Source organism: Pseudomonas sp. EYE_354 (assembly GCF_023148575.1).
Classification (GTDB): Bacteria; Pseudomonadota; Gammaproteobacteria; order Pseudomonadales; family Pseudomonadaceae; genus Aquipseudomonas.
Genome location: NZ_JAHXNQ010000002.1, coordinates 178,985 through 204,558, shown reverse-complemented (window position 1 = coordinate 204,558; position 25,574 = coordinate 178,985). Strand labels below are relative to the sequence as shown.

The 25,574-nt window shown below is 58.2% G+C and carries 21 protein-coding genes; 17 read left to right on the top strand and 4 right to left on the bottom strand.

Annotation, left to right across the window (positions count from 1 at the left end; translation table 11 throughout):
- Window position 1: 1 nt before the first annotated feature.
- The 5 genes from KZX66_RS03650 to KZX66_RS03630 are packed head-to-tail and all read left to right on the top strand — an operon-like array spanning window position 2 to window position 5,274.
- Window positions 2–949 (top strand): ABC transporter permease, encoded by a 948-nt coding sequence (locus KZX66_RS03650; RefSeq protein WP_248076514.1) that lies wholly within the window; start codon window positions 2–4, stop codon window positions 947–949.
- Window positions 946–1,803, top strand: a complete 858-nt coding sequence (locus KZX66_RS03645; RefSeq protein WP_248076511.1) for an ABC transporter permease — start codon at window positions 946–948, stop codon at window positions 1,801–1,803. The genes KZX66_RS03650 and KZX66_RS03645 overlap by 4 nt, the downstream gene beginning before the upstream one ends.
- A complete protein-coding gene (locus KZX66_RS03640) occupies window positions 1,800–2,756 on the top strand; it encodes an ABC transporter ATP-binding protein (RefSeq protein ID WP_248076509.1) in 957 nt (318 codons plus the stop codon). The genes KZX66_RS03645 and KZX66_RS03640 overlap by 4 nt, the downstream gene beginning before the upstream one ends.
- Window positions 2,753–3,724 (top strand): oligopeptide/dipeptide ABC transporter ATP-binding protein, encoded by a 972-nt coding sequence (locus KZX66_RS03635; protein ID WP_248076506.1) that lies wholly within the window; start codon window positions 2,753–2,755, stop codon window positions 3,722–3,724. The genes KZX66_RS03640 and KZX66_RS03635 overlap by 4 nt, the downstream gene beginning before the upstream one ends.
- A 35-nt stretch (window positions 3,725–3,759) precedes the next feature.
- Window positions 3,760–5,274: an ABC transporter substrate-binding protein gene (locus KZX66_RS03630; RefSeq protein ID WP_248076503.1), complete on the top strand. Its 1,515-nt coding sequence runs from the start codon at window positions 3,760–3,762 to the stop codon at window positions 5,272–5,274.
- Window positions 5,275–5,344: 70 nt separating this feature from the next.
- Here KZX66_RS03630 and KZX66_RS03625 read toward each other — a convergent pair whose 3' ends face one another.
- The 4 genes from KZX66_RS03625 to KZX66_RS03610 all read right to left on the bottom strand — a co-directional run bounded on the left by KZX66_RS03625 (window position 5,345) and on the right by KZX66_RS03610 (window position 8,897).
- Window positions 5,345–6,085 (bottom strand): YciK family oxidoreductase, encoded by a 741-nt coding sequence (locus KZX66_RS03625; RefSeq protein WP_248076500.1) that lies wholly within the window; start codon window positions 6,083–6,085, stop codon window positions 5,345–5,347.
- 42 nt (window positions 6,086–6,127) lie between these two features.
- Window positions 6,128–6,799 carry an N-acetylmuramic acid 6-phosphate phosphatase MupP gene (gene mupP, locus KZX66_RS03620; RefSeq protein ID WP_248076497.1) on the bottom strand — a complete coding sequence of 224 codons (672 nt, stop codon included), beginning with the start codon at window positions 6,797–6,799 and terminating at the stop codon, window positions 6,128–6,130.
- Window positions 6,800–6,803: 4 nt separating this feature from the next.
- Window positions 6,804–7,502, bottom strand: coding sequence for a bifunctional 2-polyprenyl-6-hydroxyphenol methylase/3-demethylubiquinol 3-O-methyltransferase UbiG (gene ubiG, locus KZX66_RS03615; RefSeq protein ID WP_084378125.1), 699 nt, complete (start codon window positions 7,500–7,502; stop codon window positions 6,804–6,806).
- Between the two features lie 63 nt (window positions 7,503–7,565).
- Window positions 7,566–8,897 carry a TRZ/ATZ family hydrolase gene (locus KZX66_RS03610; RefSeq protein ID WP_248076496.1) on the bottom strand — a complete coding sequence of 444 codons (1,332 nt, stop codon included), beginning with the start codon at window positions 8,895–8,897 and terminating at the stop codon, window positions 7,566–7,568.
- A gap of 108 nt (window positions 8,898–9,005) precedes the next feature.
- Between KZX66_RS03610 and mtnA the strand changes: the two genes are divergently transcribed.
- The 12 genes from mtnA (at window position 9,006) to KZX66_RS03550 (ending at window position 25,563) form a co-directional block, all read left to right on the top strand.
- Complete coding sequence (mtnA, locus tag KZX66_RS03605) at window positions 9,006–10,076, top strand: S-methyl-5-thioribose-1-phosphate isomerase (RefSeq protein WP_248076493.1); 1,071 nt, start codon at window positions 9,006–9,008, stop codon at window positions 10,074–10,076.
- Between the two features lie 335 nt (window positions 10,077–10,411).
- On the top strand, window positions 10,412–13,066 hold the full coding sequence (gyrA, locus tag KZX66_RS03600) for a DNA gyrase subunit A (protein WP_248076491.1): 2,655 nt from the start codon (window positions 10,412–10,414) through the stop codon (window positions 13,064–13,066).
- A 111-nt stretch (window positions 13,067–13,177) separates the two neighbouring features.
- Window positions 13,178–14,263 (top strand): 3-phosphoserine/phosphohydroxythreonine transaminase, encoded by a 1,086-nt coding sequence (gene serC, locus KZX66_RS03595; protein ID WP_248076488.1) that lies wholly within the window; start codon window positions 13,178–13,180, stop codon window positions 14,261–14,263.
- Window positions 14,263–15,357, top strand: coding sequence for a prephenate dehydratase (gene pheA / locus KZX66_RS03590; RefSeq protein WP_003172650.1), 1,095 nt, complete (start codon window positions 14,263–14,265; stop codon window positions 15,355–15,357). The genes serC and pheA overlap by 1 nt, the downstream gene beginning before the upstream one ends.
- Before the next feature lie 9 nt (window positions 15,358–15,366).
- Window positions 15,367–16,479 carry a histidinol-phosphate transaminase gene (gene hisC, locus KZX66_RS03585; protein ID WP_248076486.1) on the top strand — a complete coding sequence of 371 codons (1,113 nt, stop codon included), beginning with the start codon at window positions 15,367–15,369 and terminating at the stop codon, window positions 16,477–16,479.
- Between the two features lie 28 nt (window positions 16,480–16,507).
- The gene (locus tag KZX66_RS03580; protein WP_248076920.1) at window positions 16,508–18,718 is read left to right on the top strand and encodes a bifunctional prephenate dehydrogenase/3-phosphoshikimate 1-carboxyvinyltransferase; all 2,211 of its coding nucleotides are present in this window, start codon (window positions 16,508–16,510) and stop codon (window positions 18,716–18,718) included.
- Window positions 18,715–19,404 (top strand): (d)CMP kinase, encoded by a 690-nt coding sequence (gene cmk / locus KZX66_RS03575; protein WP_248076484.1) that lies wholly within the window; start codon window positions 18,715–18,717, stop codon window positions 19,402–19,404. The genes KZX66_RS03580 and cmk overlap by 4 nt, the downstream gene beginning before the upstream one ends.
- A gap of 120 nt (window positions 19,405–19,524) precedes the next feature.
- The gene (gene rpsA / locus KZX66_RS03570) at window positions 19,525–21,210 is read left to right on the top strand and encodes a 30S ribosomal protein S1 (protein ID WP_016975322.1); all 1,686 of its coding nucleotides are present in this window, start codon (window positions 19,525–19,527) and stop codon (window positions 21,208–21,210) included.
- 158 nt (window positions 21,211–21,368) lie between these two features.
- Window positions 21,369–21,653 carry a hypothetical protein gene (locus KZX66_RS03565; RefSeq protein ID WP_248076482.1) on the top strand — a complete coding sequence of 95 codons (285 nt, stop codon included), beginning with the start codon at window positions 21,369–21,371 and terminating at the stop codon, window positions 21,651–21,653.
- 132 nt (window positions 21,654–21,785) lie between these two features.
- Window positions 21,786–22,082: an integration host factor subunit beta gene (gene ihfB, locus KZX66_RS03560; RefSeq protein WP_065886416.1), complete on the top strand. Its 297-nt coding sequence runs from the start codon at window positions 21,786–21,788 to the stop codon at window positions 22,080–22,082.
- A gap of 749 nt (window positions 22,083–22,831) precedes the next feature.
- The gene (locus KZX66_RS03555; RefSeq protein WP_248076480.1) at window positions 22,832–24,034 is read left to right on the top strand and encodes a glycosyltransferase; all 1,203 of its coding nucleotides are present in this window, start codon (window positions 22,832–22,834) and stop codon (window positions 24,032–24,034) included.
- Between the two features lie 122 nt (window positions 24,035–24,156).
- On the top strand, window positions 24,157–25,563 hold the full coding sequence (locus tag KZX66_RS03550; RefSeq protein WP_248076478.1) for a hypothetical protein: 1,407 nt from the start codon (window positions 24,157–24,159) through the stop codon (window positions 25,561–25,563).
- The last annotated feature ends 11 nt before the right edge of the window (window positions 25,564–25,574 follow it).

Genomic DNA, 25,574 nt, shown 5'->3' with positions numbered 1-25,574 from the left:
GATGAACCTGGCGCGCTACCGATTTGTCCTGTCCCGGCCGCTGCAATTGCTGCCGGTGCTGTTTGGCATCAGCCTGATCACCTTTGTGCTGGTGCGCTCGATCCCCGGCGACCCGGCGCGCGCGTTGCTCGGCTCGCGCAGTACGCCCGACGCCTTGTTGAAAATCCGCGCCCAGTACGGTCTCGACCAGCCGTTATGGCTGCAATATTTCTACTTCCTGAAGAACCTGCTCAAGGGCGACCTCGGCCAATCGCTGTTGTACAAGGTCGATGCCTTGAAGCTGATCGTCACCCGTATCGAACCGACCCTGGTGCTGGTGCTCGGCAGTGTGCTGCTGGCGCTGCTGATCGCGCTGCCGTTGGCCACCCTGGCCGCACGTAACAACGGTGGCTGGGTGGATAACCTGATCCGCGTGTTCACCACCGTTGGCCTGGGCATGCCGGCGTTCTGGCTGGGTTTGATGCTGATTCTGTTGCTCAGTGTGCAATGGGGCCTGTTCCCGGTGTCGGGCTACGGACGCACGTGGCTGGACAAGGCGCACCACATGCTGTTGCCGTGCCTGACCATCGCCCTGGCGCTGTCGGCGGTGCTGGTGCGCAACCTGCGGGCAAGCATGCTGATGGAATTGCAGGCCGATCACGTCACGGCCGCCCGCGCGCGTGGGCTGTCTGAAGCGCAGGTGTTTCGCCGCCATGTGCTGCCCAACTCCCTGGTACCGGCGGTCAACCTGCTGGCTGTGAATATCGGCTGGTTGATCAGCGGTACGGTGGTGATTGAAAGCCTGTTCGCCATCCCCGGCATCGGCCAATTGCTGGTGCGCGGCATCTTTACCCGCGACTACATGGTGGTGCAGGGCGTGGCGATGGTGCTGGCGTGCGCGACGGTGGTGGTCAACTTCATTGCGGACGTGGTCACCGTGGCCCTCGACCCACGGGTGAAGATGCAATGAGCAGCCGCCCACTGATCGCCCCGTGGCGCTTGCGCCTGCGCTTTGGCTTTCGCAATGGCCGGCTCACGGCGGCGTGGGGTTTGTTGATCCTGCTGGCGTGGCTGTGCCTGGCTGTGTTTGCGCCATGGATCGCGCCCTACGACCCGATTGTGCAAAACACCGACAGCAGTTTGCTCGGGCCGCACCTGGCCCATCCCTTTGGTACGGATAACTACGGTCGCGACATTCTTTCGCGGGTGATCTGGGGCGCGCGCATTGACCTGCAACTGGCCATTATCGGGGTGATCTTCCCGTTCATGATCGGCACCTTTATCGGTGCGGTCTCGGGCTACATCGGCGGGCGCTTCGACAGTGTGTGCATGCGCGTGATCGACGTGGTCCTGGCGTTCCCGTTCCTGGTGTTGATGCTGGCGATCATGGCGATCCTCGGTCCGGGTTTGCAGAGTTTCTACATCGCCATGGCGCTGGTGGGTTGGGTGTCCTATGCGCGGCTGATCCGCTCGCAGATCCTGGTGCTCAAAGAGAGCGACTTTGCCCTGGCCGCCAAGAGCCTGGGCTTTGGTCACGGGCGCATTCTGTTTCGGCATTTACTGCCCAATGCCCTGTTTGGCTCGATTGTGTTTTCCATGTCGGATGCGGTGCTGGTGCTGCTTAACGGCGCCGCGGTGAGCTACCTGGGCCTGGGCGTACAGCCGCCCACGGCCGAGTGGGGCACCATGGTCGCCGAAGGGCAGGCGTTCATTACCACGGCGTGGTGGATCTGCACCTTTCCGGGGTTGGCCATTGTGACCCTGGCCATGGGCTTCAGCCTGCTGGCCGATGGCGTGGCGCAAGTGCTGGGGGAGCGCACATGAGTCTGTTACAGGTACAGGACCTGAGCGTGATCGCCAGCAACACCGGGCGCGATGTCACGTTGGTCGACCGCGTGTCGTTCAACCTGGCCGAAGGTGAAATCCTCGGTTTGGTGGGCGAGAGCGGCTCGGGCAAGACCATGGTGTGTCGCGGCCTCATGCGCCTGTTGCCGTCATCTGCGTTGCGGGTGCAGGGCGGCGCGGTGCGGCTGGCCGGCCAGGACCTGCTGCCATTGGACGACGCCGGCATGCGCGCAATACGCGGCGGGCAACTGGGCATGATTTTCCAGAACCCCAGCAGTCACCTCGACCCGCTGATGCGCATTGGTGAGCAGATCGCCGAGGGCATTCGCCTGCACCAGGGGGCCTCGAAAAAAGACGCACGCCAGCTCGCCATCGACGTACTGCGTCAGGTCGGTATTCCCGACCCCAAGGCCCGTGTCGATAACTATCCCCATGAGTTTTCCGGCGGCATGCGCCAGCGCGCAATGATCGCGGTGGCGCTTGGCTGCAACCCCAAAGTGCTGATTGCCGATGAGCCGACCACCGCCCTGGACGTGACTGTGCAGGCGCAGATCCTGCGCCTGTTGCTCGACCTGCGCGACCAACGCGGCCTGTCGCTCATCATGATCACCCACGACCTCGGTGTGGTGGCGCAGACCTGTGATTCCATTGCCGTGATGTACGCCGGGCGCCTGTGCGAACACGGCAGCAAGTACGAACTGCTGGCCCATCCGCAGCATCCCTACACCGCCGGCCTTATCGACTGCCAGCCGGCCCACAGCAGCGGCCACGCCTTGCTGCGCACCATTGCCGGCCAGCCACCGTTGCTGGATGCATTGCCAGGCGGCTGTCGCTTCAACCCGCGTTGCCCGCAGGTGGGGGCGCTGTGCACCGAGCGATTGCCCGAAGGCGCGCGGGTGGCGTGCCACTATCCGTTGGGAGTTCGCCCATGAGCCTGTTGCAGATCAAGGACCTGGAAGTGCGCTTTGCTGCGTCCGGCACTGGCCTGTTCGGCCTGAACAAGCAGTGGGTGAGGGCGGTGAACGGTGTGTCGCTGAACCTGGCGGCGGGCGAAACCCTTGGCCTGGTGGGCGAGTCCGGCAGCGGCAAAAGCACCCTGGGTCGGGCGATCCTGCACCTTAACCCGATCAGTGCCGGCCAGGTGTTGTTTGACGGCGTCGACATGGCCCAGGGCAGCGCCATTGATATCGCCCGCCTGCGCCATGAAACCGCGATGATCTTCCAGGACCCTTACACCGCGTTGAACCCGCGCCATACCATCGGCGAAACCCTCGCCGAAGTGTTGCGGGTGCAGCGCAAGGTCGCGCCGCAGCACATCCAGGCCCGTGTGAACGAACTGCTCGATCTGGTGGGCCTGCGCCCGGAACTGGCCGGGCGCAAACCGGGTTCCCTCAGCGGCGGCCAATGCCAGCGCGTTGGCATCGCGCGGGCACTGGCGGTGGAGCCACGCTTGATCATTGCCGATGAGTGCGTGGCGGCGCTGGATGTGTCGATCCAGGGCCAGATCATCAACCTGCTGCTGTCGCTGCAGCAGCGCATGAACCTGGCGATCCTGTTTATCGCCCATGACCTGGCCATCGTGCGGCGCCTGTGCGACCGCGTGGCGGTGATGTACCTGGGCAAGATCGTCGAAGAAGGTCCGGTAGAAGCGGTGTTCAGCGCACCGCGCCACCCGTACACGGCGGCGTTGATCCAGGCGATCCCGGAAATCGATCCCCATCGGCCATTGCCCCTGGAGCCCTTGCCGGGTGAGCCGCCCAGCCCGCTGAATTTGCCCACAGGCTGTGCGTTTCACCCGCGTTGCCGGTATGCGCGCGCCATGTGTTCCGTGATGTTGCCGCCTACCCATTTTCTGCACGAGCATCGATACAGTTGCGTGCTTGAAGAACCTTTGCTTTAACCCACCTCTGCCATTCATAGACAAGGAGTTATGACATGCAATCGCGCCACTTGAAGTTGCTCGCCGCCGCTACGTTGACCGCGTGGTCGCTGACCGCCGGCCTCGCCCAGGCCGCTGGTGTATTAACCATCGGCTGCCGTGAAGACAGCACCACGTTCGACCCGATCAAAAGTGCGCAAAACCGCGACACCTGGGTCTTCGCCAACGTCTACGACACCCTGGTGCGCGTGGATAACCTGGGCACCAAGATGGAGCCGGGCCTGGCGGAAAGCTGGGAGATTTCCAAGGACGGCCTGACCTACACCTTCAAGCTGCGTGAGGCGAAGTTCTCCGATGGCTCGCCGATCACCGCCGATGACGCCGCCTTCAGCCTGCTGCGTATCCGCGATAACAAAGCCTCGCTGTGGGCCGACCCCTTCAACCTGATCGATACGGCCAAGGCAGCGGACGCGAAAACCCTGGTGGTCACCCTGAAAACGCCGGCGGTGGCGTTCCTCTCGCAATTGGCATCGCCGACGGTGTCGATCCTGTCGGAAAAGGCCATGACCAAAATGGGCGAAGACGCCTACTCGGAAAACCCGGTGACCTCCGGTGCGTTCACCGTGGACGAATGGCGCAAGGGCGATCGGGTGATCCTCAAGAAGAACCCGAACTTCTGGCAGGCCAAGAATGTGAGCCTGGACGGCGTGGAATGGGTCTCGGTGACCGACGACAACACGCGCATGCGCATGGTGCAGAACAACGAGCTCGATACGGCGATCTTCGTGCCGTTCTCGCGGGTGGAAGAACTCAAGAAAGACAAGAACGTGGTGATCCACGCCGACCCTTCCACCCGCGAAGATCACCTGCTGATCAACCATGCCCACGGCCTGCTGGCCAAGCCCCAGGTGCGTCAGGCGCTGGACATGGCCATCGACAAACAAGCGCTGGTCAAGACCGCCACCTACGGTCAAGGCACCGTGGCCTATTCCTACATTCCCAAAGGCTCGCTGTACCACTACGCCAATAACCTGCAGCGCCCGTATGACCCGGCCGAGGCCAGGAAACTGCTGGCCGCGGCCGGCGCCGAGGGCTTGAAACTCAACTATGTGGTCAACGCCGGCAACGAAGCCGATGAGCAGATTGCGGTGATCATCAAGGACCAGTTGGCCAAGGTCGGCGTCACGGCCAACCTGCAAAAGGTCGACCCGACCCAAAGCTGGCAGATGCTGGTGGACGGTGAATACGATGTTTCGGTGATGTACTGGACCAACGACATTCTTGACCCGGACCAGAAGACCACCTTCGTATTGGGCCACGACACCAACCAGAACTACATGACCCGCTACAAGAACGACAAGGTCAAGGAACTGGTGGCGGCGGCACGTATCGAGGCCGACCCGGTCAAGCGTGAGCAGATGTATGTGGAACTGCAGAAACTGGCGAAACAGGATGTGAACTGGATCGACTTGTACTACAGCCCGTACATCAACATCTCACGCAAGAACGTCAGCAACTTCCTGCAGAACCCATTGGGTCGCTTCACCCTTGAGGAAGTGGTGAAAAACTAAGTTCCAGACAGTAGCGCAAACACATGTGGGAGGGGGCAACCCCCTCCCACAGTTGATTCAACGGGGTCTCTTACTGCGCGTCAAACGCCTGCCCGTTGACCCCGGCACTGTCCGGCCCCATCAGGTACAGGTACACCGGCATGATCTCTTCCGGCGCAGGCCTTTCCATCGGATTCTCCCCCGGATACGCCTGCGCCCGCATGCTGGTGCGCGTGCCGCCTGGGTTGATGCTGTTGGCCCTTACGGCGGCCACGTCTTCGAGCTCGTCGGCCAGGGTTTGCATCAAGCCTTCAGTGGCAAACTTCGACACTCCATAAGCGCCCCAGTACGCCCGACCCTTGCGTCCGACGCTGCTGGAGGTGAACACCACCGATGCGTCCTGGGACAGCTTGAGCAGCGGCAGCAAGGTGCTGGTGAGCATGAACATCGCGTTGACGTTGATGTGCATCACCCGCATGAAGTTCTCACCCGACAACTGCTCGATCGGTGTGCGCGGGCCAATGATCGAGGCGTTGTGCAGCAGGCCGTCGAGGCGGCCGAATTCTTTTTCGATCATCGCCGCCAGCTCATCGTATTGATGGGGCAGGGCGGTCTCCAGGTTGAACGGGATCACCACCGGCTGCGGGTGGCCGGCTGCTTCGATGTCGTCATACACCTGGGCCAGGTTGGCTTCGGTCTTGCCCAGCAACAGCACGGTGGCGCCGTGGGCGGCGTAGGTTTTCGCCGCCGCTGCGCCAATCCCGCGTCCGGCGCCGGTCACCAGGATCACGCGGCCTTTGAGCAGTTCTGGGCGTGCGGAGTAATCAAACATAAATAGCCTCGACAGAATTCACAGAAAATCCATTTCGCCCGGTCAGCAACTGCACAGCGCGTTATCCAGCACTTTGCGCAGTTCCAGCGGATGGTCCACCACCACATCCGCGCCCCAGTGACGAGGGTTGTCATCCGGATGGATATAGCCATAGGTGACCGCCGCGGTGCGGGTGCCGGCGTCACGGCCGGATTCGATATCGCGCAGGTCATCGCCCACGAACAACACGCTGGCCGGGTCGAGGCCGAGCATCTTGCAGGCGAGGATCATCGGCTCCGGGTCCGGCTTGCTGTTTGTCACGTGGTCCGGGCAGATCAGCACGGCCGAGCGCTCGGCCAGGCCCAGTCGCTGCATGATCGGTTCGGCAAAGCGCACGGGCTTGTTGGTGACGACGCCCCAGATCAGTTTGGCTTTCTCGATGTCTTCCAGCAGCTCGGCCATGCCGTCGAACAACTTGCTGTGAACCGCACAGTCCTTGAGATAGCGCTCCAGAAACTCCTGGCGCAGCGTTTCAAAGCCTGGCGACTCCGGGTCCATCGAGAACGTCACGGCGACCATCGCACGGGCGCCGCCGGAGATTTCATCGCGGATGTGCTCGGGGTTGATCGGTGCCAGGCCACGGTCGGCGCGCATGGCCTGGCAGATGGCGATAAAGTCCGGCGCGGTGTCCAGCAGGGTACCGTCCATGTCGAAGAGAACCGCTCGCAACTTCACAGGCTTACTCCTCGCGCAGGGTCTGGATCATGTAGTTCACGTCAACGTCGCTGGCCAGCTTGTAATGCTTGGTCAGCGGGTTGTAGGTCAGGCCGATGATGTCCTTGACGGTCAAACCGGCCTGGCGGCTCCACGCACCCAACTCGGACGGGCGGATGAATTTTTTGAAGTCGTGGGTGCCGCGCGGCAGCAGCTTCATGATGTATTCGGCGCCGATGATCGCGAACAGGTAGGCCTTGGGGTTCCTGTTGATGGTGGAGAAAAACACCTGGCCGCCGGGCTTGACCATACGGAAACAGGCGCGGATCACTGAGGACGGGTCCGGCACGTGTTCGAGCATCTCAAGGCAGGTGACCACGTCGAACTGCTCGGGCATTTCCTCGGCCAATGCTTCGGCGGTGATCTGGCGGTATTCCACGCTCACGCCGGACTCCAACTGGTGCAGTTGGGCCACGGCCAGCGGCGCTTCGCCCATGTCGATGCCCATCACCGTGGCGCCGCGCAGGGCCATGGCCTCGCTGAGAATGCCGCCGCCGCAGCCCACATCCAGCACTTTCTTGCCGGCCAGGTTGACGCGTTCGTCAATCCAGTTGACCCGCAGCGGGTTGATGTCGTGCAGAGGTTTGAACTCGCTTTCACGGTCCCACCAGCGGTGAGCCAGGGCTTCGAATTTAGCGATTTCGGCGTGGTCGACGTTGCTCATGATGGATCCTCTAAATCTGACAAAACGGTTGGCCAGTGTTGAAGCGTAGTTTCAACACCGACGTTATTCGGTGTGCCCGCTGATGCGTTGACCCCAGGCGATGGCCGTGGCGGTCAACTGTCGTTCATCCATGCGGGTCAGTTTGCGGTCGTCGAGCAACTGCTTGCCGGCGACCCAAAGGTGTTTCACGCAATCGCGCCCGGTGGCATATATAAGTTGTGAGACCGGATCATAGATCGGTTGTTGCGTCAGCCCCGACAGGTCGAACGCGACGATATCCGCCGCCTTGCCCACCTCCAGCGAGCCGATCTCGCTTTCCAGTCCCATGGCCCGCGCACCATTGAGCGTAGCCATGCGCAGGGCACGGTGGGCGTCCAGGGCCGTGGCCGAGCCGGCGACGGCCTTGGCCAGCATCGCGGCGGTACGGGTTTCGCCCAACAGGTCCAGGTCATTGTTGCTGGCGGCGCCATCGGTGCCGATCGCCACATTGACGCCAGCCTGCCACAGCCGCTCTACCGGGCAGAAGCCGCTGGCCAGTTTAAGGTTCGATTCCGGGCAATGGATGACGCTGGTGTTGCTTTCTACCAGCAAAGCCAGGTCGTCCTCGCTGATTTGGGTCATATGAACGGCCTGCAAGCGCGGGCCCAGCAGCCCGAGGCGACCGAGGCGCGCCAGCGGGCGCTCGCCGGTTTTTTCGACGGCCTGCTGCACCTCGAAGGCGGTTTCGTGCACGTGCATGTGGATCGCGGCGTCCAGTTCCTCGGCGATCACCCGGATTTTTTCCAGGTTGTCATCGCACACGGTGTACGGCGCGTGGGGACCGAAGGCGATCTTGATGCGCGGGTGGTGCTTGAGGTCGCCGAACAGCTCGATGCCCTGGCGAATGGCCTCGTCGACATTGCTGGCGCCGGGGATCGGGAAGTCGAGGATTGGAATCGCGATCTGCGCGCGCATGCCGCTGTTGTGCACGCAGTCGCTGGCGACCTTGGGGTAGAAGTACATGTCGGAGAAGCAGGTGATACCGCCCTTGAGTTGCTCGGCGATGGCCAGGTCGGTGCCGTCGCGTACGAAGGCTTCATCGACCCACTTGGCTTCGGCGGGCCAGATGTGCTTTTCCAGCCAGGTCATCAGCGGCAAATCGTCAGCCAGGCCGCGAAACAGGCTCATTGCCGCATGCCCGTGGGCATTGATCAGGCCGGGGCTGAGCAGCATGCCGGGCAGCTCGCGCACCTCGCCGGCCGCAAGCTTCAACGCCGCGGCCCGTGGTCCGATAAACGCAATGCGCCCGTCGCGGATGCCCAGGGCGTGCTCTTTGAGCACCACGCCGGCAGGTTCGACCGGTACCAGCCAGGTTGGCAGCAACAGCAAGTCGAGCGGGGCGGCAGTGGCGGTCATCGCAGGCTTCTTCCCAGGCAGCTATAAAAGAAGGGCGAAGTATACCCGAGCGTCCTGGCTGGCGGATCGCTATAATCGGCGGCTTTGTTTATGAGTGCGGAGTATCGGATGCGCGATCGACTGTTGGCTGCGGAGAAAGTGAAGGCCATCGATTGGCGCGATGGCACGCTGCATCTGCTCGATCAGCGTGCCTTGCCCTCCCGCGAAAGTTGGGTCGCGTGCGCCACGGTAGACGAAGTGGCTGCCGCGATTCGCGCCATGGTGGTGCGCGGTGCGTCGGCCATTGGTATCAGTGCGGCCTATGGCCTGGTGCTGGCCGCCCGCGCGCGGATGGCCGAGGGCGGCGACTGGCAGGCCGCGTGGGAAGAAGACTACGCACTGCTGGCCGATAGCCGCCCCACCGCCGCGAACTTGTTCTGGGCCCTCAAGAGCATGCGCGACCGCCTGGACCGTGTGAAGAAGCACGCCGACCCGCTCGCGGCGCTCGAAGCGCAAGCCATAGCGATCCACGACAGTGATCGCGAGGCCAACCTCACCATGGCTCAACTCGGCGTCGAGCTGATCCGCAAGCATCAGGGCAATGCCCAGGCGATCCTCACCCACGGCAATGCTGGCGCCTTGGCCAGCGGCGGCGTGGGTACGGCCCTTGGCGTGATCCGCGCGGCGTTTCTGGAAGGCATGGTCGAACAGGTCTACGTCAACGAAACCCGCCCCTGGCTGCAAGGCTCGCGCCTCACGGCCTGGGAGTTGGCGGGCGAAGGCATTCCGGTCACGGTCAATGCCGACTCGGCCGGCGCGCATATCCTTAAGACCAAGGGCATCACCTGGGTGATCGTCGGTGCCGATTGCATCGCGGCCAATGGCGATGTGATCAGCAAGATCGGCACGTACCAGTTGGCGGTGTGCGCCATGCACCACGGTGTGCGCTTTATGGTGGTGGCACCGAGTTCGGCGCTGGACCTGATGATGACCAGTGGCGATGATGTCGCCCTGGAAGCGCGCGATGTGGGCGAGTTGCTGGAGATTAACGGCCAGCGGTTGGCTGGGCCGGCGGTTAACCCGGTCTTCGATGTGACGCCGGCGGACCTGATCGATGTGATCGTGACCGAGAAAGGCGTCGTCGAGCGGCCCGATACGGTCAAGCTGGCCAAATTGATGTGCCGCAAGCGATTGCATTGAGGGGTGTGGGCGCTGCAAGTCAATAAAACCTTCAGATCCGCGCCCCCAAAAACGGTCTCCATCCGGCTCTGAGCCTCTCAGGTCCCCCACAAGCCTGTCATCCGTCAAATTACTAGCCTCCATGCGCATCAGGGGGATAGGTGCGTGGCGGCGATTGTGATAACATCCGGCGGTTTCCAGGGCTGCCCCGAGGGGTGGCCTATAACGTGCAGATCCGTGTCATAACTCGTTGATTTGTCGTAAGTCGTTGCCAGGCACTCTGCCGGCAGCGGCGAGCTTCGTTCGTCCCATATGGACGTGATGAGGTTTCACCCGAAAAAGGAATCAGGCTTCTCATGGGCGAACTGGCCAAAGAAATCCTCCCGGTCAATATCGAAGACGAGCTGAAACAGTCCTACCTTGACTACGCGATGAGCGTAATTGTCGGTCGGGCACTGCCTGATGCGCGCGATGGCTTGAAGCCCGTGCACCGGCGTGTGCTGTTCGCGATGAGCGAGCTGGGTAACGACTGGAACAAGCCGTACAAGAAATCTGCCCGTGTTGTCGGTGACGTGATCGGTAAGTATCACCCTCACGGCGACACCGCGGTGTACGACACCATCGTTCGGATGGCCCAGCCGTTTTCCCTGCGCTACCTGCTGGTAGACGGCCAGGGCAACTTCGGTTCGGTCGACGGCGACAACGCCGCTGCCATGCGCTACACCGAAGTGCGCATGACCAAGCTGGCGCACGAGCTGCTGGCCGACCTGCATAAAGAAACCGTGGACTGGGTGCCGAACTACGACGGCACCGAAATGATCCCGGCTGTCATGCCTACCCGTATCCCCAACCTGCTGGTCAACGGTTCCAGCGGTATCGCCGTGGGCATGGCCACCAACATCCCGCCGCACAACCTCGGTGAAGTCATCGACGGTTGTCTGGCCCTTATCGACAACCCTGAGCTGACCGTCGATGAGCTGATGCAATACATCCCTGGTCCGGACTTCCCGACCGCCGCGATCATCAACGGTCGCGCCGGCATCATCGAAGCCTATCGCACCGGTCGTGGCCGCATTTACATGCGTGCCCGCTCGATGATCGAAGACATCGACAAGGTCGGTGGTCGCCAGCAGATCGTCATCACCGAACTGCCGTACCAGCTGAACAAGGCACGTCTGATCGAGAAGATCGCCGAGCTGGTCAAAGAGAAGAAGCTCGAAGGCATCACCGAGCTGCGCGACGAGTCCGACAAAGACGGCATGCGCGTGGTGATCGAGCTGCGTCGTGGCGAAGTGCCGGAGGTGATCCTCAACAACCTCTACGCCCAGACCCAGCTGCAAAGCGTGTTTGGTATCAACGTCGTGGCGCTGATCGACGGTCGCCCGCGCATCCTGAACCTCAAGGATCTGCTGGAAGCCTTCGTCCGTCACCGTCGCGAAGTGGTGACCCGCCGTACCGTGTTCGAGCTGCGCAAGGCCCGCGAGCGCGGGCATATCCTGGAAGGTCAGGCGGTTGCGCTGTCGAACATCGACCCGGTCATCGCCCTGATCAAAGCCTCGCCAACCCCGTCGGAAGCCAAGGAAGCGCTGATCAGCACGCCTTGGGAATCCAGCGCCGTGGTGGCCATGGTTGAACGTGCCGGCGCCGACTCGTGCCGTCCGGAGACCCTGGACCCGCAATACGGTCTGCGCGAAGGCAAGTACTTCCTGTCGCCGGAACAGGCCCAGGCCATTCTGGAACTGCGCCTGCACCGCCTGACCGGTCTGGAGCACGAGAAGCTGCTGGCCGAGTACCAGGAAATTCTCAACCAGATCGGCGAGTTGATCCGCATCCTCAACAGCGCCGTGCGCCTGATGGAAGTGATCCGCGAAGAACTGGAAGTGATCCGCGCCGAATACGGCGATGTGCGCCGCACCGAAATCCTCGATGCGCGCCTCGACCTGACCCTGGGTGACATGATCCCGGAAGAAGAGCGCGTCGTGACCATCTCCCACGGTGGCTATGCCAAGACCCAGCCATTGGCGGCGTACCAGGCCCAGCGTCGTGGCGGTAAAGGCAAATCGGCGACCGGCGTGAAGGATGAGGACTACATCGCTCACCTGCTCGTCGCCAACAGCCACACCACGCTGCTGCTGTTCTCCAGCAAGGGCAAGGTGTACTGGCTCAAAACCTACGAAATCCCGGAAGCTTCCCGTGCCGCCCGTGGCCGTCCGCTGGTCAACCTGTTGCCCCTGGACAGTGATGAGTACATCACCACCATGCTGCCGGTCGAGGAATACACCGAAGGTCACTTCATCTTTATGGCGACCGCCAAAGGCACCGTGAAGAAGACCCCGCTGGAATCCTTCAGCCGCCAGCGCAGCGTGGGCCTGATCGCCCTGGAACTGGACGAAGGCGACGTACTGATCTCCGCAGCCATCACCGATGGCGAGCGTGAAGTCATGCTGTTCTCCGACGGCGGCAAGGTCACGCGCTTCAAGGAATCCGACGTTCGCGCCATGGGCCGTACCGCCCGCGGTGTGCGCGGCATGCGCCTGCCGGAAGGGCAGAAGCTGATTTCGATGCTGATCCCGGAAGAAGGCAGCCAGATCCTCACCGCTTCCGAGCGTGGTTATGGCAAGCGCACTGCAATCAGCGAGTTCCCGGAGTACAAGCGTGGCGGACAGGGCGTGATCGCCATGGTCAGCAACGACCGCAACGGCCGTCTGGTCGGCGCGGTCCAGGTGCTTGATGGCGAGGAAATCATGCTGATTTCCGACCAGGGCACCCTGGTACGTACCCGCGTGGCTGAAGTGTCGAGCCTGGGCCGTAACACCCAGGGCGTGACCCTGATCAAGCTGGCCAAGGACGAGAAACTGGTCGGCCTGGAGCGTGTTCAGGAGCCATCGGAAGTCGAAGGCGAAGAGTTGGAAGGTGAGGAGTTTGACGGCGAAGTGATCGCAGCCGGCGATGACAACGTCGACGAGCCAACCCTCGACGCTGCCGCAGACGAAGAAGAACCGCAGGAATAAGCGGACACACAGGGGGCGGATGAAGATTCGCCCCCTTGTTGTTTGTCCCGTCTGAAAGTATTGAAATACCCGTTTATTGCACCACCCCACCAGATCAGAGTGAGATTGGATGTGAGCAAGAGAGCCTATAACTTCTGTGCCGGTCCCGCGGCGCTTCCTGAAGCAGTCCTGCAGCGTGCGCAGGGTGAACTCCTCGACTGGCATGGAAAAGGCCTCTCCGTGATGGAAATGAGCCATCGCAGCGATGAGTTCGTGTCCATTGCCACCAAGGCCGAGCAGGATCTGCGCGACTTGCTGGACATCCCATCCGACTACAAAGTGCTGTTCCTGCAAGGTGGCGCCAGCCAGCAGTTCGCCCAGATCCCGTTGAACCTGCTGCCGGAAGACGGCACGGCCGACTACATCGACACCGGTATCTGGGGCCAGAAGGCCATTGAAGAGGCCTCGCGCTACGGTCACGTCAACGTGGCAGGCACCGCCAAGCCCTACGACTACTTCGCCATTCCCGGTCAGAACGAGTGGAAGCTCTCGAAAGACGCGGCCTACGTTCACTACGTTGCGAACGAAACCATCGGTGGCCTGGAGTTCGACTGGGTGCCGGAAGTCGGTGACGTGCCGCTGGTGTGCGACATGTCCTCGGACATTCTGTCGCGCCCGATCGACGTGTCCAAATACGGCATGATCTACGCCGGCGCGCAGAAGAACATCGGCCCGAGCGGCATTGTGGTCAACATTGTGCGCGAAGACCTGCTGGGTCGCGCTCGCTCCCTGTGCCCGACCATGCTCAACTTCAAGGTCGCGGCCGATAACGGCTCGATGTACAACACCCCGCCGGCATTCGCCTGGTACCTCTCCGGCCTGGTCTTCGAATGGCTCAAGGAGCAGGGCGGTGTGGCGGCCATGGGCAAGCTCAACGAAGTGAAGAAGCGCACCCTGTACGACTTCATCGACGCCAGCGGCCTGTACAGCAACCCGATCAACCTGACGGACCGCTCGTGGATGAACGTGCCGTTCCGCCTGGCTGATGACCGTCTGGACAAGCCATTCCTGGCCGGCGCCGACGCGCGCGGCCTGTTGAACCTCAAGGGCCACCGTTCGGTAGGCGGCATGCGCGCCTCCATCTACAACGCCGTGGACATCCACGCGATCAACGCGCTGGTTGCCTACATGGCAGAGTTCGAAAAGGAACACGGCTAATGTCTGAGCAAGAACTCAAGGCCCTGCGGGTACGCATTGACAGCCTGGACGAGAAAGTCCTGGAGCTGATCAGTGAGCGTGCACGCTGTGCCCAGGAAGTGGCACGGGTCAAAATGGCGTCCCTGGCGGAAGGCGAGGTGCCGGTGTTCTACCGTCCCGAGCGCGAGGCCCAGGTGCTCAAGCGCGTGATGGAGCGCAACAAGGGGCCGTTGGGCAACGAAGAGATGGCGCGCTTGTTCCGCGAAATCATGTCTTCGTGCCTGGCCCTGGAACAGCCGCTGAAAGTCGCGTACCTCGGCCCTGAGGGCACGTTCACCCAGGCGGCTGCCATGAAACACTTCGGCCACGCGGTGATCAGCAAGCCGATGGCGGCCATCGACGAAGTGTTTCGCGAAGTGGCGGCCGGTGCGGTGAACTTTGGCGTGGTGCCGGTGGAAAACTCCACCGAAGGCGCGGTCAACCACACGCTGGACAGCTTCCTTGAGCACGACATGGTGATCTGCGGCGAAGTCGAGCTGCGCATCCACCACCACCTGCTGGTGGGCGAGAACACCAAGACCGATAGCATCAGCCGCATCTATTCCCACGCCCAGTCCCTGGCCCAGTGCCGCAAATGGCTGGACGCGCATTACCCGAATGTCGAGCGCGTGGCGGTGTCCAGCAACGCCGAAGCGGCCAAACGGGTCAAGGGTGAGTGGAACTCGGCGGCGATTGCCGGTGACATGGCCGCTGGCCTGTATGGCTTGACGCGCCTGGCCGAAAAGATCGAAGACCGCCCGGACAACTCCACGCGCTTTTTGATGATCGGCAGTCAGGAAGTACCGCCGACCGGCGACGACAAGACCTCGATCATCGTCTCCATGAGCAACAAGCCCGGCGCGCTGCATGAGCTGCTGGTGCCGTTCCACGACAACGGGATTGACCTGACACGCATCGAGACCCGGCCTTCGCGCAGCGGTAAATGGACCTACGTGTTCTTTATCGACTTCATCGGCCATCACCGCGACCCGCTGGTCAAAGGTGTGCTGGAGAAAATCAGTCAGGAAGCCGTGGCGCTCAAAGTGCTGGGCTCTTACCCGAAAGCGGTTTTGTGAGGCGTTAACATGAGTGGCAACTTCCTCGCCCTGGCTCAGCCGGGCGTGCAACAACTGTCGCCTTACGTTCCGGGCAAGCCTGTGGACGAGCTGGCGCGTGAGTTGAACCTGGACCCGGCCAAGATCGTCAAGCTGGCCAGTAACGAGAACCCGCTGGGCCCAAGTCCCAAGGTGCTGGCGGCGATCCGTGAAGAACTCGCGGAGCTGACGCGCTACCCGGACGGTAATGGTTTCGCCCTCAAGTCGCTGTTGGCGCAAAAGTGCCGCGTCGAGCTGAACCAGGTGACCCTGGGTAACGGTTCCAACGACATTCTTGAACTGGTCGGTCGTGCCTACCTGGCGCCGGGTTTGAATGCGGTGTTCAGCGAGCACGCGTTTGCCGTCTACCCGATAGTGACCCAGGCCGTGGGCGCCGACGCCCGCGTCATTCCCGCCAAAGACTGGGGGCATGACCTGCCGGCGATGCTGGCGGCCATCGACGCGCACACCCGCGTCGTGTTTATCGCCAACCCGAACAACCCGACCGGGACCTGGTTCGACGCCGAGGCGCTGAACGACTTCCTGCAGGACGTGCCGGAGCACGTTCTGGTGGTACTGGACGAGGCCTACATCGAGTACGCCGAGGGCAGCGACCTGCCGGACGGCCTGGACTTCCTGGCGGCGTATCCGAACCTGCTGGTGTCGCGCACCTTTTCCAAGGCTTATGGCCTGGCGTCTCTGCGGGTTGGCTATGGCCTGTCCTCAGCGGTTGTCGCCGACGTGCTGAACCGCGTGCGCCAACCGTTTAACGTCAACAGCCTTGCCCTCGCGGCGGCCTGTGCGGCGCTGCAGGATGCCGAGTACCTGGAAGAAGGTCGACGCATCAACGAAAGCGGCATGCTGCAGTTGCAGGAAGGCTTCCGTGCGCTGGGCCTGAGCTGGATTCCGTCCAAGGGCAACTTCATCTGCGTCGACCTCGGTCAAGTCGCCGCCCCGGTATTCCAGGGATTGCTGGGCGAAGGCGTGATCGTGCGTCCTGTGGCCAACTACGGCATGCCGAACCACCTGCGCATCACCATCGGCTTGCCGGCTGAAAACAGCCGTTTCCTGGAGGCGCTGGCCAAGGTTCTGGCTCGTGGTTGATGTCACTGCATTGCAACCTGCTGTGCCTATGATCGGTCGCCTGGTGGTGGTCGGTCTGGGGTTGATCGGCGGCTCCTTCGCCAAAGGCCTGCGTGAAAGCGGGCTGTGTGGCGAGGTGGTCGGTGTGGACCTGGATCCGCAATCGCGCAAGTTGGCGGTTGAACTGGGCGTAGTGGATCGCTGCGAGGCTGACCTGGCGCTCGCGTGCCGCGGCGCCGATGTGATCCAGCTCGCCGTGCCGATCCTGGCCATGGAAAAGTTGCTGGCGTTGTTGGCCGGCATGGACCTGGGGCAGGCGATCCTTACCGATGTCGGCAGTGCCAAAGGCAATGTGGTGCGCGCGGCGCAACTGGCGTTTGGCGGCATGCCTGCGCGTTTCGTGCCGGGGCATCCGATTGCCGGCTCCGAGCAGAGTGGGGTCGAGGCCTCCAATGCGCAGCTGTTCCGCCGGCATAAAGTCATTCTCACACCGCTCGAGCAAACCGATCCGGCCGCGTTGGCGGTGGTGGATCGGCTCTGGCGCGAGCTGGGTGCGGATGTGGAGCACATGCAGGTCGAGCGTCACGACGAAGTGTTGGCGGCGACCAGCCATCTTCCGCATTTGCTGGCGTTCGGTCTGGTGGATTCGCTGGCCAAACGCAACGAGAACCTCGAGATTTTCCGTTACGCCGCCGGTGGCTTTCGCGATTTCACGCGCATCGCCGGCAGCGATCCGGTGATGTGGCACGACATCTTTCTCGCCAATCGCGAAGCGGTGTTGCGCACCCTGGATACCTTCCGCAGCGACCTCGACGCCTTGCGCGATGCGGTCGATGCAGGGGATGGTCATCAATTATTGGGCGTGTTCACCCGTGCGCGGGTGGCGCGTGAGCATTTCAGCAAGATCCTGGCACGCCGGGCCTATATGGAAACCGCTGTGAACGCCGATGACCTGACCTTCGTCGCCAACCCTGGCGGCCGCTTGAGCGGGCGTATTCGGGTGCCGGGTGACAAGTCGATCTCGCACCGGTCGATCATGCTGGGTTCGCTGGCCGAAGGTGTGACCGAGATCGAAGGGTTCCTGGAAGGCGAAGATGCCCTGGCCACCTTGCAGGCGTTCCGCGACATGGGCGTGGTCATTGAAGGCCCGCACCATGGGCGCGTGACCATTCATGGCGTGGGTTTGCATGGCTTGAAAGCGCCGCCGGGGCCGATCTATCTGGGCAACTCCGGTACGTCCATGCGCTTGCTGTCCGGGTTGCTGGCGGCGCAGCGCTTTGACAGCGTATTGACGGGCGACGCGTCGTTGTCCAAGCGCCCGATGAGCCGCGTGGCAGAGCCGTTGCGGGCAATGGGCGCGGTGATCGAAACCGGCCCGCAAGGGCGTCCGCCGCTGACCATTCGTGGCGGCCAAACGCTCAAGGGCATGCGCTATGCGCTGCCGATGGCCAGCGCCCAGGTTAAATCCTGCCTGTTGCTGGCCGGGTTGTACGCCGAAGGCCAAACCGCGGTCACCGAGCCGGCGCCCACCCGAGACCATACCGAGCGCATGCTGCGCGGGTTTGGTTATCCGGTGGCGGTGGAGGGGGCGACCGCGTCGGTCGAATCGGGCCATGTGCTTAAGGCGGCCCATATTGAAGTGCCGGGGGATATTTCCTCGTCGGCGTTCTTCCTGGTGGCGGCGTCGATCGCCGAGGGTTCTGAGCTGCTGCTGGAGCATGTGGGCGTCAATCCCACGCGTACCGGGGTGATCGATATCCTGCGCTTGATGGGGGCCGATATCCGCCTGGAAAACCTGCGTGAAGTGGGTGGCGAACCGGTCGCCGACCTGCGTGTACGCGCAGCGCCACTCAAAGGCATCGAGATTCCTGAAGCCCTGGTGCCATTGGCGATCGATGAGTTCCCGGTGCTGTTTGTCGCGGCGGCCTGTGCGCAGGGGCGCACCGTTTTGCGCGGCGCCGCAGAGCTGCGCGTGAAGGAGTCTGACCGCATCCAGGCGATGGCCGACGGTCTGCTGGCGCTGGGGGGCAAGTGTGAACCGACCCCGGATGGGATTATCATTGAGGGTGGCCTGATCGGCGGCGGCGCTGTGCATGCCCAGGGTGATCATCGCATTGCCATGGCGTTCAGCGTGGCATCCCTGCGGGCCACGGCGCCTATTCGTATCCATGACTGTGCCAATGTTGCTACGTCTTTTCCGAACTTTCTGACACTGTGTGCCGATGTCGGCATCCGTGTTGCCCAAGAGGCTCAATTGTGAATATCAAACCACCGGTGATTACCATCGACGGGCCAAGCGGCTCGGGCAAAGGCACGATCGCCGGCATCCTGGCCAAGCGTCTGGGCTGGTGCTTGCTGGATTCCGGCGCGCTGTACCGTCTGCTGGCGTTTGCGGCGCGTAACCACGGCGTCGACCTGACCAACGAAGAGTCCCTGAAGCTGCTGGCGGCGCACCTGGATGTGCAGTTCGTCGGCGCGACGGAAGGTCATCCGCAACGCATCATCCTCGAAGGCGATGATGTAACGGACGATCTGCGTAACGAGCAGGTCGGTTCCTGGGCCTCCCAGGTCGCCGCGCTGCCGGCCGTGCGTGAGGCGTTGCTGCAGCGCCAGCGGGCTTTCCAGGAGTTGCCGGGGTTGGTTGCAGATGGCCGCGACATGGGCACGGTAGTGTTTCCCGAGGCGCCCTTGAAGATTTTTTTGACGGCCAGCGCCGAGGAGCGCGCTCGCCGCCGCTACTTGCAGTTGAAGGGCAAAGTCGATGGTGTTAGTCTGTCGAGTCTGCTAGATGAGATCCGTGCACGCGATGAGCGTGATACCCAGCGTGCAGTAGCCCCGCTCAAGCCGGCGGCTGATGCCATACAGCTGGATTCCACGGAGTTGTCCATCGAGCAGGTGCTGGAACGCATCTTGAGTGAAATCGCCATTCGCGATATCGCCGGGTGATCAAGAAGGCCGCAGGGGACCAGTCATAGTCCTGCGGTGGCTTCTTTTAACTGAAACTGACCCACACCGTCTGGGGTGTGGAGATGGGCGTATTCTTCGCCCTTATCAACAGGAATTAAAATGAGCGAAAGCTTTGCGGAACTCTTTGAAGAAAGCCTAAAAACCCTGAACCTTCAGGCAGGCTCCATCATCACCGGTGTTATCGTTGATATCGATTACCAAGCTCGCTGGGTAACCGTTCACGCTGGTCTGAAGTCTGAAGCTCTGATCCCGCTGGAACAGTTCTACAACGATGCTGGCGATCTGACAATCAATGTCGGTGACGAAGTTCACGTTGCTCTGGACTCGGTTGAAGACGGTTTCGGTGAAACCAAGCTGTCCCGTGAAAAAGCCAAGCGCGCTGAATGCTGGATTGTTCTCGAAGCAGCCTTCGCAGCTGAAGAAGTGGTCAAGGGCGTTATCAACGGTAAGGTTAAAGGCGGCTTCACTGTCGACGTTAACGGCATCCGTGCGTTCCTGCCAGGTTCTTTGGTCGACGTTCGTCCTGTGCGCGACACCACGCACCTGGAAGGCAAAGAACTCGAATTCAAGGTCATCAAACTCGACCAGAAGCGCAACAACGTTGTCGTTTCCCGTCGCAGCGTCCTGGAAGCAGAAAACTCCGCCGAGCGTGAAGCTCTGCTGGAATCCCTGCAGGAAGGCCAACAAGTCAAAGGTATCGTCAAGAACCTCACCGATTACGGCGCATTCGTCGATCTGGGTGGCGTCGATGGTCTGCTGCACATTACCGACATGGCTTGGAAGCGTATCAAGCATCCTTCCGAAATCGTCAACGTTGGCGACGAGATCGATGTCAAGGTTCTGAAATACGATCGCGAACGCAACCGTGTTTCCCTGGGCCTGAAGCAACTGGGTGAAGATCCATGGGTTGCTATCAAAGCCCGTTACCCAGAAAGCACTCGCGTCACCGCGCGTGTTACCAACCTGACTGACTACGGCTGCTTCGCTGAGCTGGAAGAAGGCGTTGAAGGCCTGGTACACGTTTCCGAAATGGACTGGACCAACAAGAACATCCACCCTTCGAAAGTCGTACAAGTCGGCGACGAAGTGGAAGTTATGGTTCTGGACATCGACGAAGAGCGTCGTCGTATCTCCCTGGGCATCAAGCAGTGCAAATCTAACCCATGGGAAGATTTCTCTGGCCAGTTCAACAAGGGCGATAAAATCTCCGGCACCATCAAGTCGATCACCGATTTCGGTATCTTCATTGGTCTGGACGGCGGCATCGACGGCCTGGTTCACCTGTCCGACATCTCCTGGAACGAAGTGGGCGAAGAAGCTGTTCGTCGTTTCAAGAAGGGCGACGAGCTGGACACCGTTATCCTGTCGGTTGACCCAGAGCGCGAGCGCATCTCGCTGGGTATCAAGCAACTGGAAAGCGATCCGTTCTCCGAGTACGTTCAAGAGAACGACAAAGGCGCCATCGTTAAAGGCACTGTGAAAGAAGTTGACGCCAAAGGCGCCATCATCGTTCTGGCCGACGATATCGAAGCGACTCTGAAAGCCTCCGAAATCAGCCGTGACCGCGTTGAAGACGCGCGCAACGTTCTGAAAGAAGGCCAGGAAGTAGAAGCCAAGATCATCAGCGTTGACCGCAAGAGCCGCGTAATCCAACTCTCCATCAAGTCCAAAGACGAAGTGGAAGAGAAAGAAGCCATCCAGAGCCTGAAATCCGCTCCGGAAGCTGCACAAGGCGAGACCACCATGGCCTCCCTGCTGCGCGAAGCAATGGCTAAACAGAACTAAGTTCTGTAAAGCTGTAAAAAGGGCGACTTCGGTCGCCCTTTTTTGTACCTGAAATTCGTTGAATCAACACAGGAGAACCATGGTTCACGGCCTGCTGTCAGAACTGACTATAGTCTTGATAAAAGCGCTCCCGTGTCATGGCTTCAATAAGGATTTCAATGAACAGGCTTATCTTAGTACTCGTAGTGGTAATGCTTGCAGGCTGCTCCATCACCAGCGCCAAGACCCACGCGAGGCGCGGCGTCAGCGGCATCCAGGTAGATTGCTCTGGCCTGGGTAATAGCTGGGAGAAGTGCGAGAAGCGCGCCGCCCGAGAATGCAAGATGCAGGGCTACAAGGTCATCACCAGGTCCAGCGATGCCAAGGACGAAGAGGGCGACTCTCTGTTCGGCTGGAACCCTGCCGGCGCAGTCACCCGCACCATGCTGGTGATCTGCAATTGAGAGCAATGCATGTGCTCTGTGGGTGTTTATTTAACCCGCAGATAAGTTTATGTATGGGCTGTTCAAATTCATCAAGTCATGCTAAAACCTTCGAAGCGCTTTTCCTAGCTGCTTGAAAAAGAAGGGAAAAATATGACGAAGTCGGAGTTGATCGAACGAATTGTCACCCATCAAGGGCTGCTCTCATCCAAGGATGTGGAGCTGGCCATCAAGACCATGCTCGAGCAAATGTCCCAGTGTCTGGCCACCGGTGATCGGATTGAGATCCGTGGGTTTGGGAGTTTTTCGTTGCACTACCGTGCGCCACGCGTCGGCCGTAATCCAAAAACCGGCCAGTCCGTCAGCCTTGACGGAAAATTTGTTCCTCACTTCAAGCCGGGCAAGGAATTGCGCGATCGGGTTAATGAGGATGAGGAAGAAGGGATTTGATTCGTTCGCAGGTGGATATTTATGCTTGGGATTAGGCGGGTTGTACTAATCATATCGATGCTAGTTATCGCAACAATCACTATTGCTTTTATACTTGAAAATCAGCAAGAAACTAGTTTGTCTCTATACGGCTGGACAACTGGTTCTTTGCCAGCTTCGGTGTTCATCACCGGAGCCTTCCTTTTAGGCTTGGCTGTTGCGCCTATCGGAATGCTGATTGGCCGAGTTTTAAAGTTAAGGTCAAAATGACAGGAAATTCATCTTTGATGAGTTAATTTTTAAAAAATCCTGAATTAAAATTTTTGATTTTCATTCTTCAGGCCAAGGCTTTGTATTTATTTCATCGTTTCCTTTGGTGAAATATAGGGCAGTTCCACCGCGTCTCAATAAAGTAAATCTTGCAAAAGAGTAGTGGCGAAATGCCTTTGTTTTAACGTTCGTCAGTCTCATTTGGTGTGTATCTCGTCACTGTGTTGGAAAGTTTGATCACGTTGAGATAATATTAATCCGTCGGGCAAGCGCTATTTTTGGGTTTTCCGCAAATTGTGTCGGCTGAGCGCTATGTCGATCATGTGGATGGTTATGAGGCCGTCGGAGATGGGCCATCGCTATTCCTTCAAGTTAGAGAATGAGAACAAGGCTGATCATGCCCAGCATCGAATTCAATATCAAGTAGTTGAAATTGTTTCCATGCTGGGTGTAAGTGGCTCGTATAAATTCTGTGCTTCGTTATTGAGTTTGAATAAATAATGGATAGTGATAAGTACTTAGTTTCGATAGTCATAGCAACCCATAACCGCTCTGGTTATGCAATTTCATGTGTGCAAAGTTTATTAGATATTGACTCTGAAAGTATTCAAGTCGTTGTGCATGATACAAGTAATGATAACTGCGAGTTACTATCGTGGGTTAAAAAAAATCCACATCCTAGGCTGTTATATGTCCATTGGCAGGATCGACTGTCAATGACCGAGAATCATGAAAGAGCCGTTCGTCTCGCGGATGGGCGTTATGTATGTCTGATTGGTGATGATGATACAGTTTCACGCTATATTGTTGAAGTTGCAGAGTTTGCAAAAGAAAAAAATATACAAATGCTTACTCCAAGTTTAAAGGCGGCGTATTACTGGCCTGACTTTCGGACAAAAAATTATGGAGCTGCACATGCAGGAAGAATCTATATATCTGAATTTGATTGTAGTCTGACTCAATTTGATTTGAATGAAAGATTGGGTGTTGCATTAAGTATGGCTTGTCAAGGTACTGATGGTATGCCAAAGCTATACCATGGTTTAGTTTCAAGACGTTTGTTGGATCAAATTATTAATGATAATGGCCTATTGCTACATGGCACCAGCCCTGATGTGTCTGCGTCTGTCGGCTTAAGTCTTCTCGGTGGCACATATCATTTATTAGATTTTCCTTTTACGATGCCTGGAGGAGGTGGTAATAGCAACAGCGGAAGAAGCGCGATAGGTACGCATAAAGGTAATTTGAAAGAAGACCCCCACCTCACGCCCTTTAAAAAGTTAAATTGGCCTGAAATTATTCCATCGTTTTTTAGCGTCGAAACTGTCTGGGCGCATGCAGCGTGGGAAACGCTTTCAGTGCACAATAATATAAATGGGTTTAACTTTGCGAGACTTTATGCCTTGTGTTTTTTTTATCATCCCGATTATTTAAAAGACTCAGTTGGCGCGTGGAGAATTGCAAAGAAAAGTAAAATTGAGAATGTGGGTTACTTTGATGTTTTCAAGGAACTATTCTCTGTTGCTGCGCGCTTTATAAGGCTCAAGTTGAAGCGACTTCTAAATCCAGGGCCAAGCAATGGTGCAAGTGTAATAGGGGTTGTAGATAACGTTTTTTTGGCTAGAAAACAGTTGGATAGCCATTTGCAAAAGCGTTTAGATGAACGACCAATATCATCATGGATGTTGAAGACTAAAAAATAAAAAAGAGCGAATGAAGCATCGTGTTAAAACAAAGTAATCTCAGATCATTATTGTTGGCCAGTCTCTCCGGTAGACTAGTGTACGCGTTCGCAAGTATATTTTCGTTACCCTGGTTGGCCAGCTTGCTCGGCGCTGAGGCGGTCGGATTAGTGGGATTTTTTACCACAATTGCTATGGTGATGATGATATTTGAAGGGGGCTTAACTAGCAGCCTTATTCAAAAGTTATCATCCAGTAAGGCTCAAGAGTTAAGGGGGCTTGCGCGCTATAAAGTGTCTGCTGGATCAATGGCACTAACCTACTTCGCCTTCTTTATATTCTTAGGCATTTTAATATCGACAATAGTCATAATTAGCTCAAAAGCCATAGTAGAAAATTGGTTGAATTTTAATCTAATGTCTGGAGCAGATGTAGTAGATTCATTAGTATGCATTGGTCTTTTTGTAGGTATGTCTTTACCGATAATGATACTCCAAGGCGTGCTAATTGGTCGAGAACGCCAATTTAGGCTGAATCTTGTCTATATACCATATTCTCTGGCAAGAACGTTAGGTGCTTTAATAGTTGTCTATTTTTTTTATAGCTCAAATAACATAAAGCTTTACTTTGTAGTTCAGGTTGTTATTCAGGTTTTCTATTTGCTTGGACTGGTTTATTTTTCGTTTAGAGAGTTTTCAGATGTATATGATAAAATTTGTATTAAGTTTGGTTATTTGAAGAAAGGGATTTCGTTTAGTCGCGGAGTTTTCTTTATTTCAATAACTACCGTTTTTGTAGTGCAGTTTGATAAAATATATTTAAGTGGGCACAGCACTTTGGTTGAGTATGCAGCTTATACTTTAGCTAGCACTATAGCAGGGATGCCCTATGTTTTTTCGTCGGCATTGAACTCGGTTTTATTTCCCCGATTTTCAATTAATTTAAATATTTTAGATGAAACAAAGATTTTGGATGTGTTTCGAGCATCCAGTATCGGTGTGGTTTTGTTGATGGGAGTACTGTGCCCCGCAATTTATTTTTATGGCGAAGATGCTTTAAAAATGGTATTCCCCCTAGCGCTCGCAAAAAATGTTAGCAGTATCCTTCCAGTTTTGATCGTTGGCACAGCGTTGCAGTGTCTGTTAATTGTACCGTTTGCGCTCCAGCTGGCCGCTAAATGGACTTCAATGTCGTTAAAGTTGAACTGTGCTTGGTTGCCAATAGTGATAGTCGTTTTACCTCTTTTGGTTTCAATTTATGGTGTAATTGGTGGGGCTTACAGTTGGCTACTATATAACATGTATATGTGTTGCATGACGTTTTACTTTGTGGGTAAAAGGTTTGATTTTGTTAGAGTCGTAAATCGTGAATTAATATCTTGTTTATTATTCACGATTATAATTGCGGCGATAATTTTTAATTTTGTAAAGCTCTACGCAAATGAATTTTTTAATGTTTATACGGTGCTTTGCTTAGAGTCTATAAGCGTAGTCATAATGTTTTTATGTGGTTTTTTGGTTTTTAAAAAGACCCTATTGAAATTCAAGTGACTTTTAGGGTT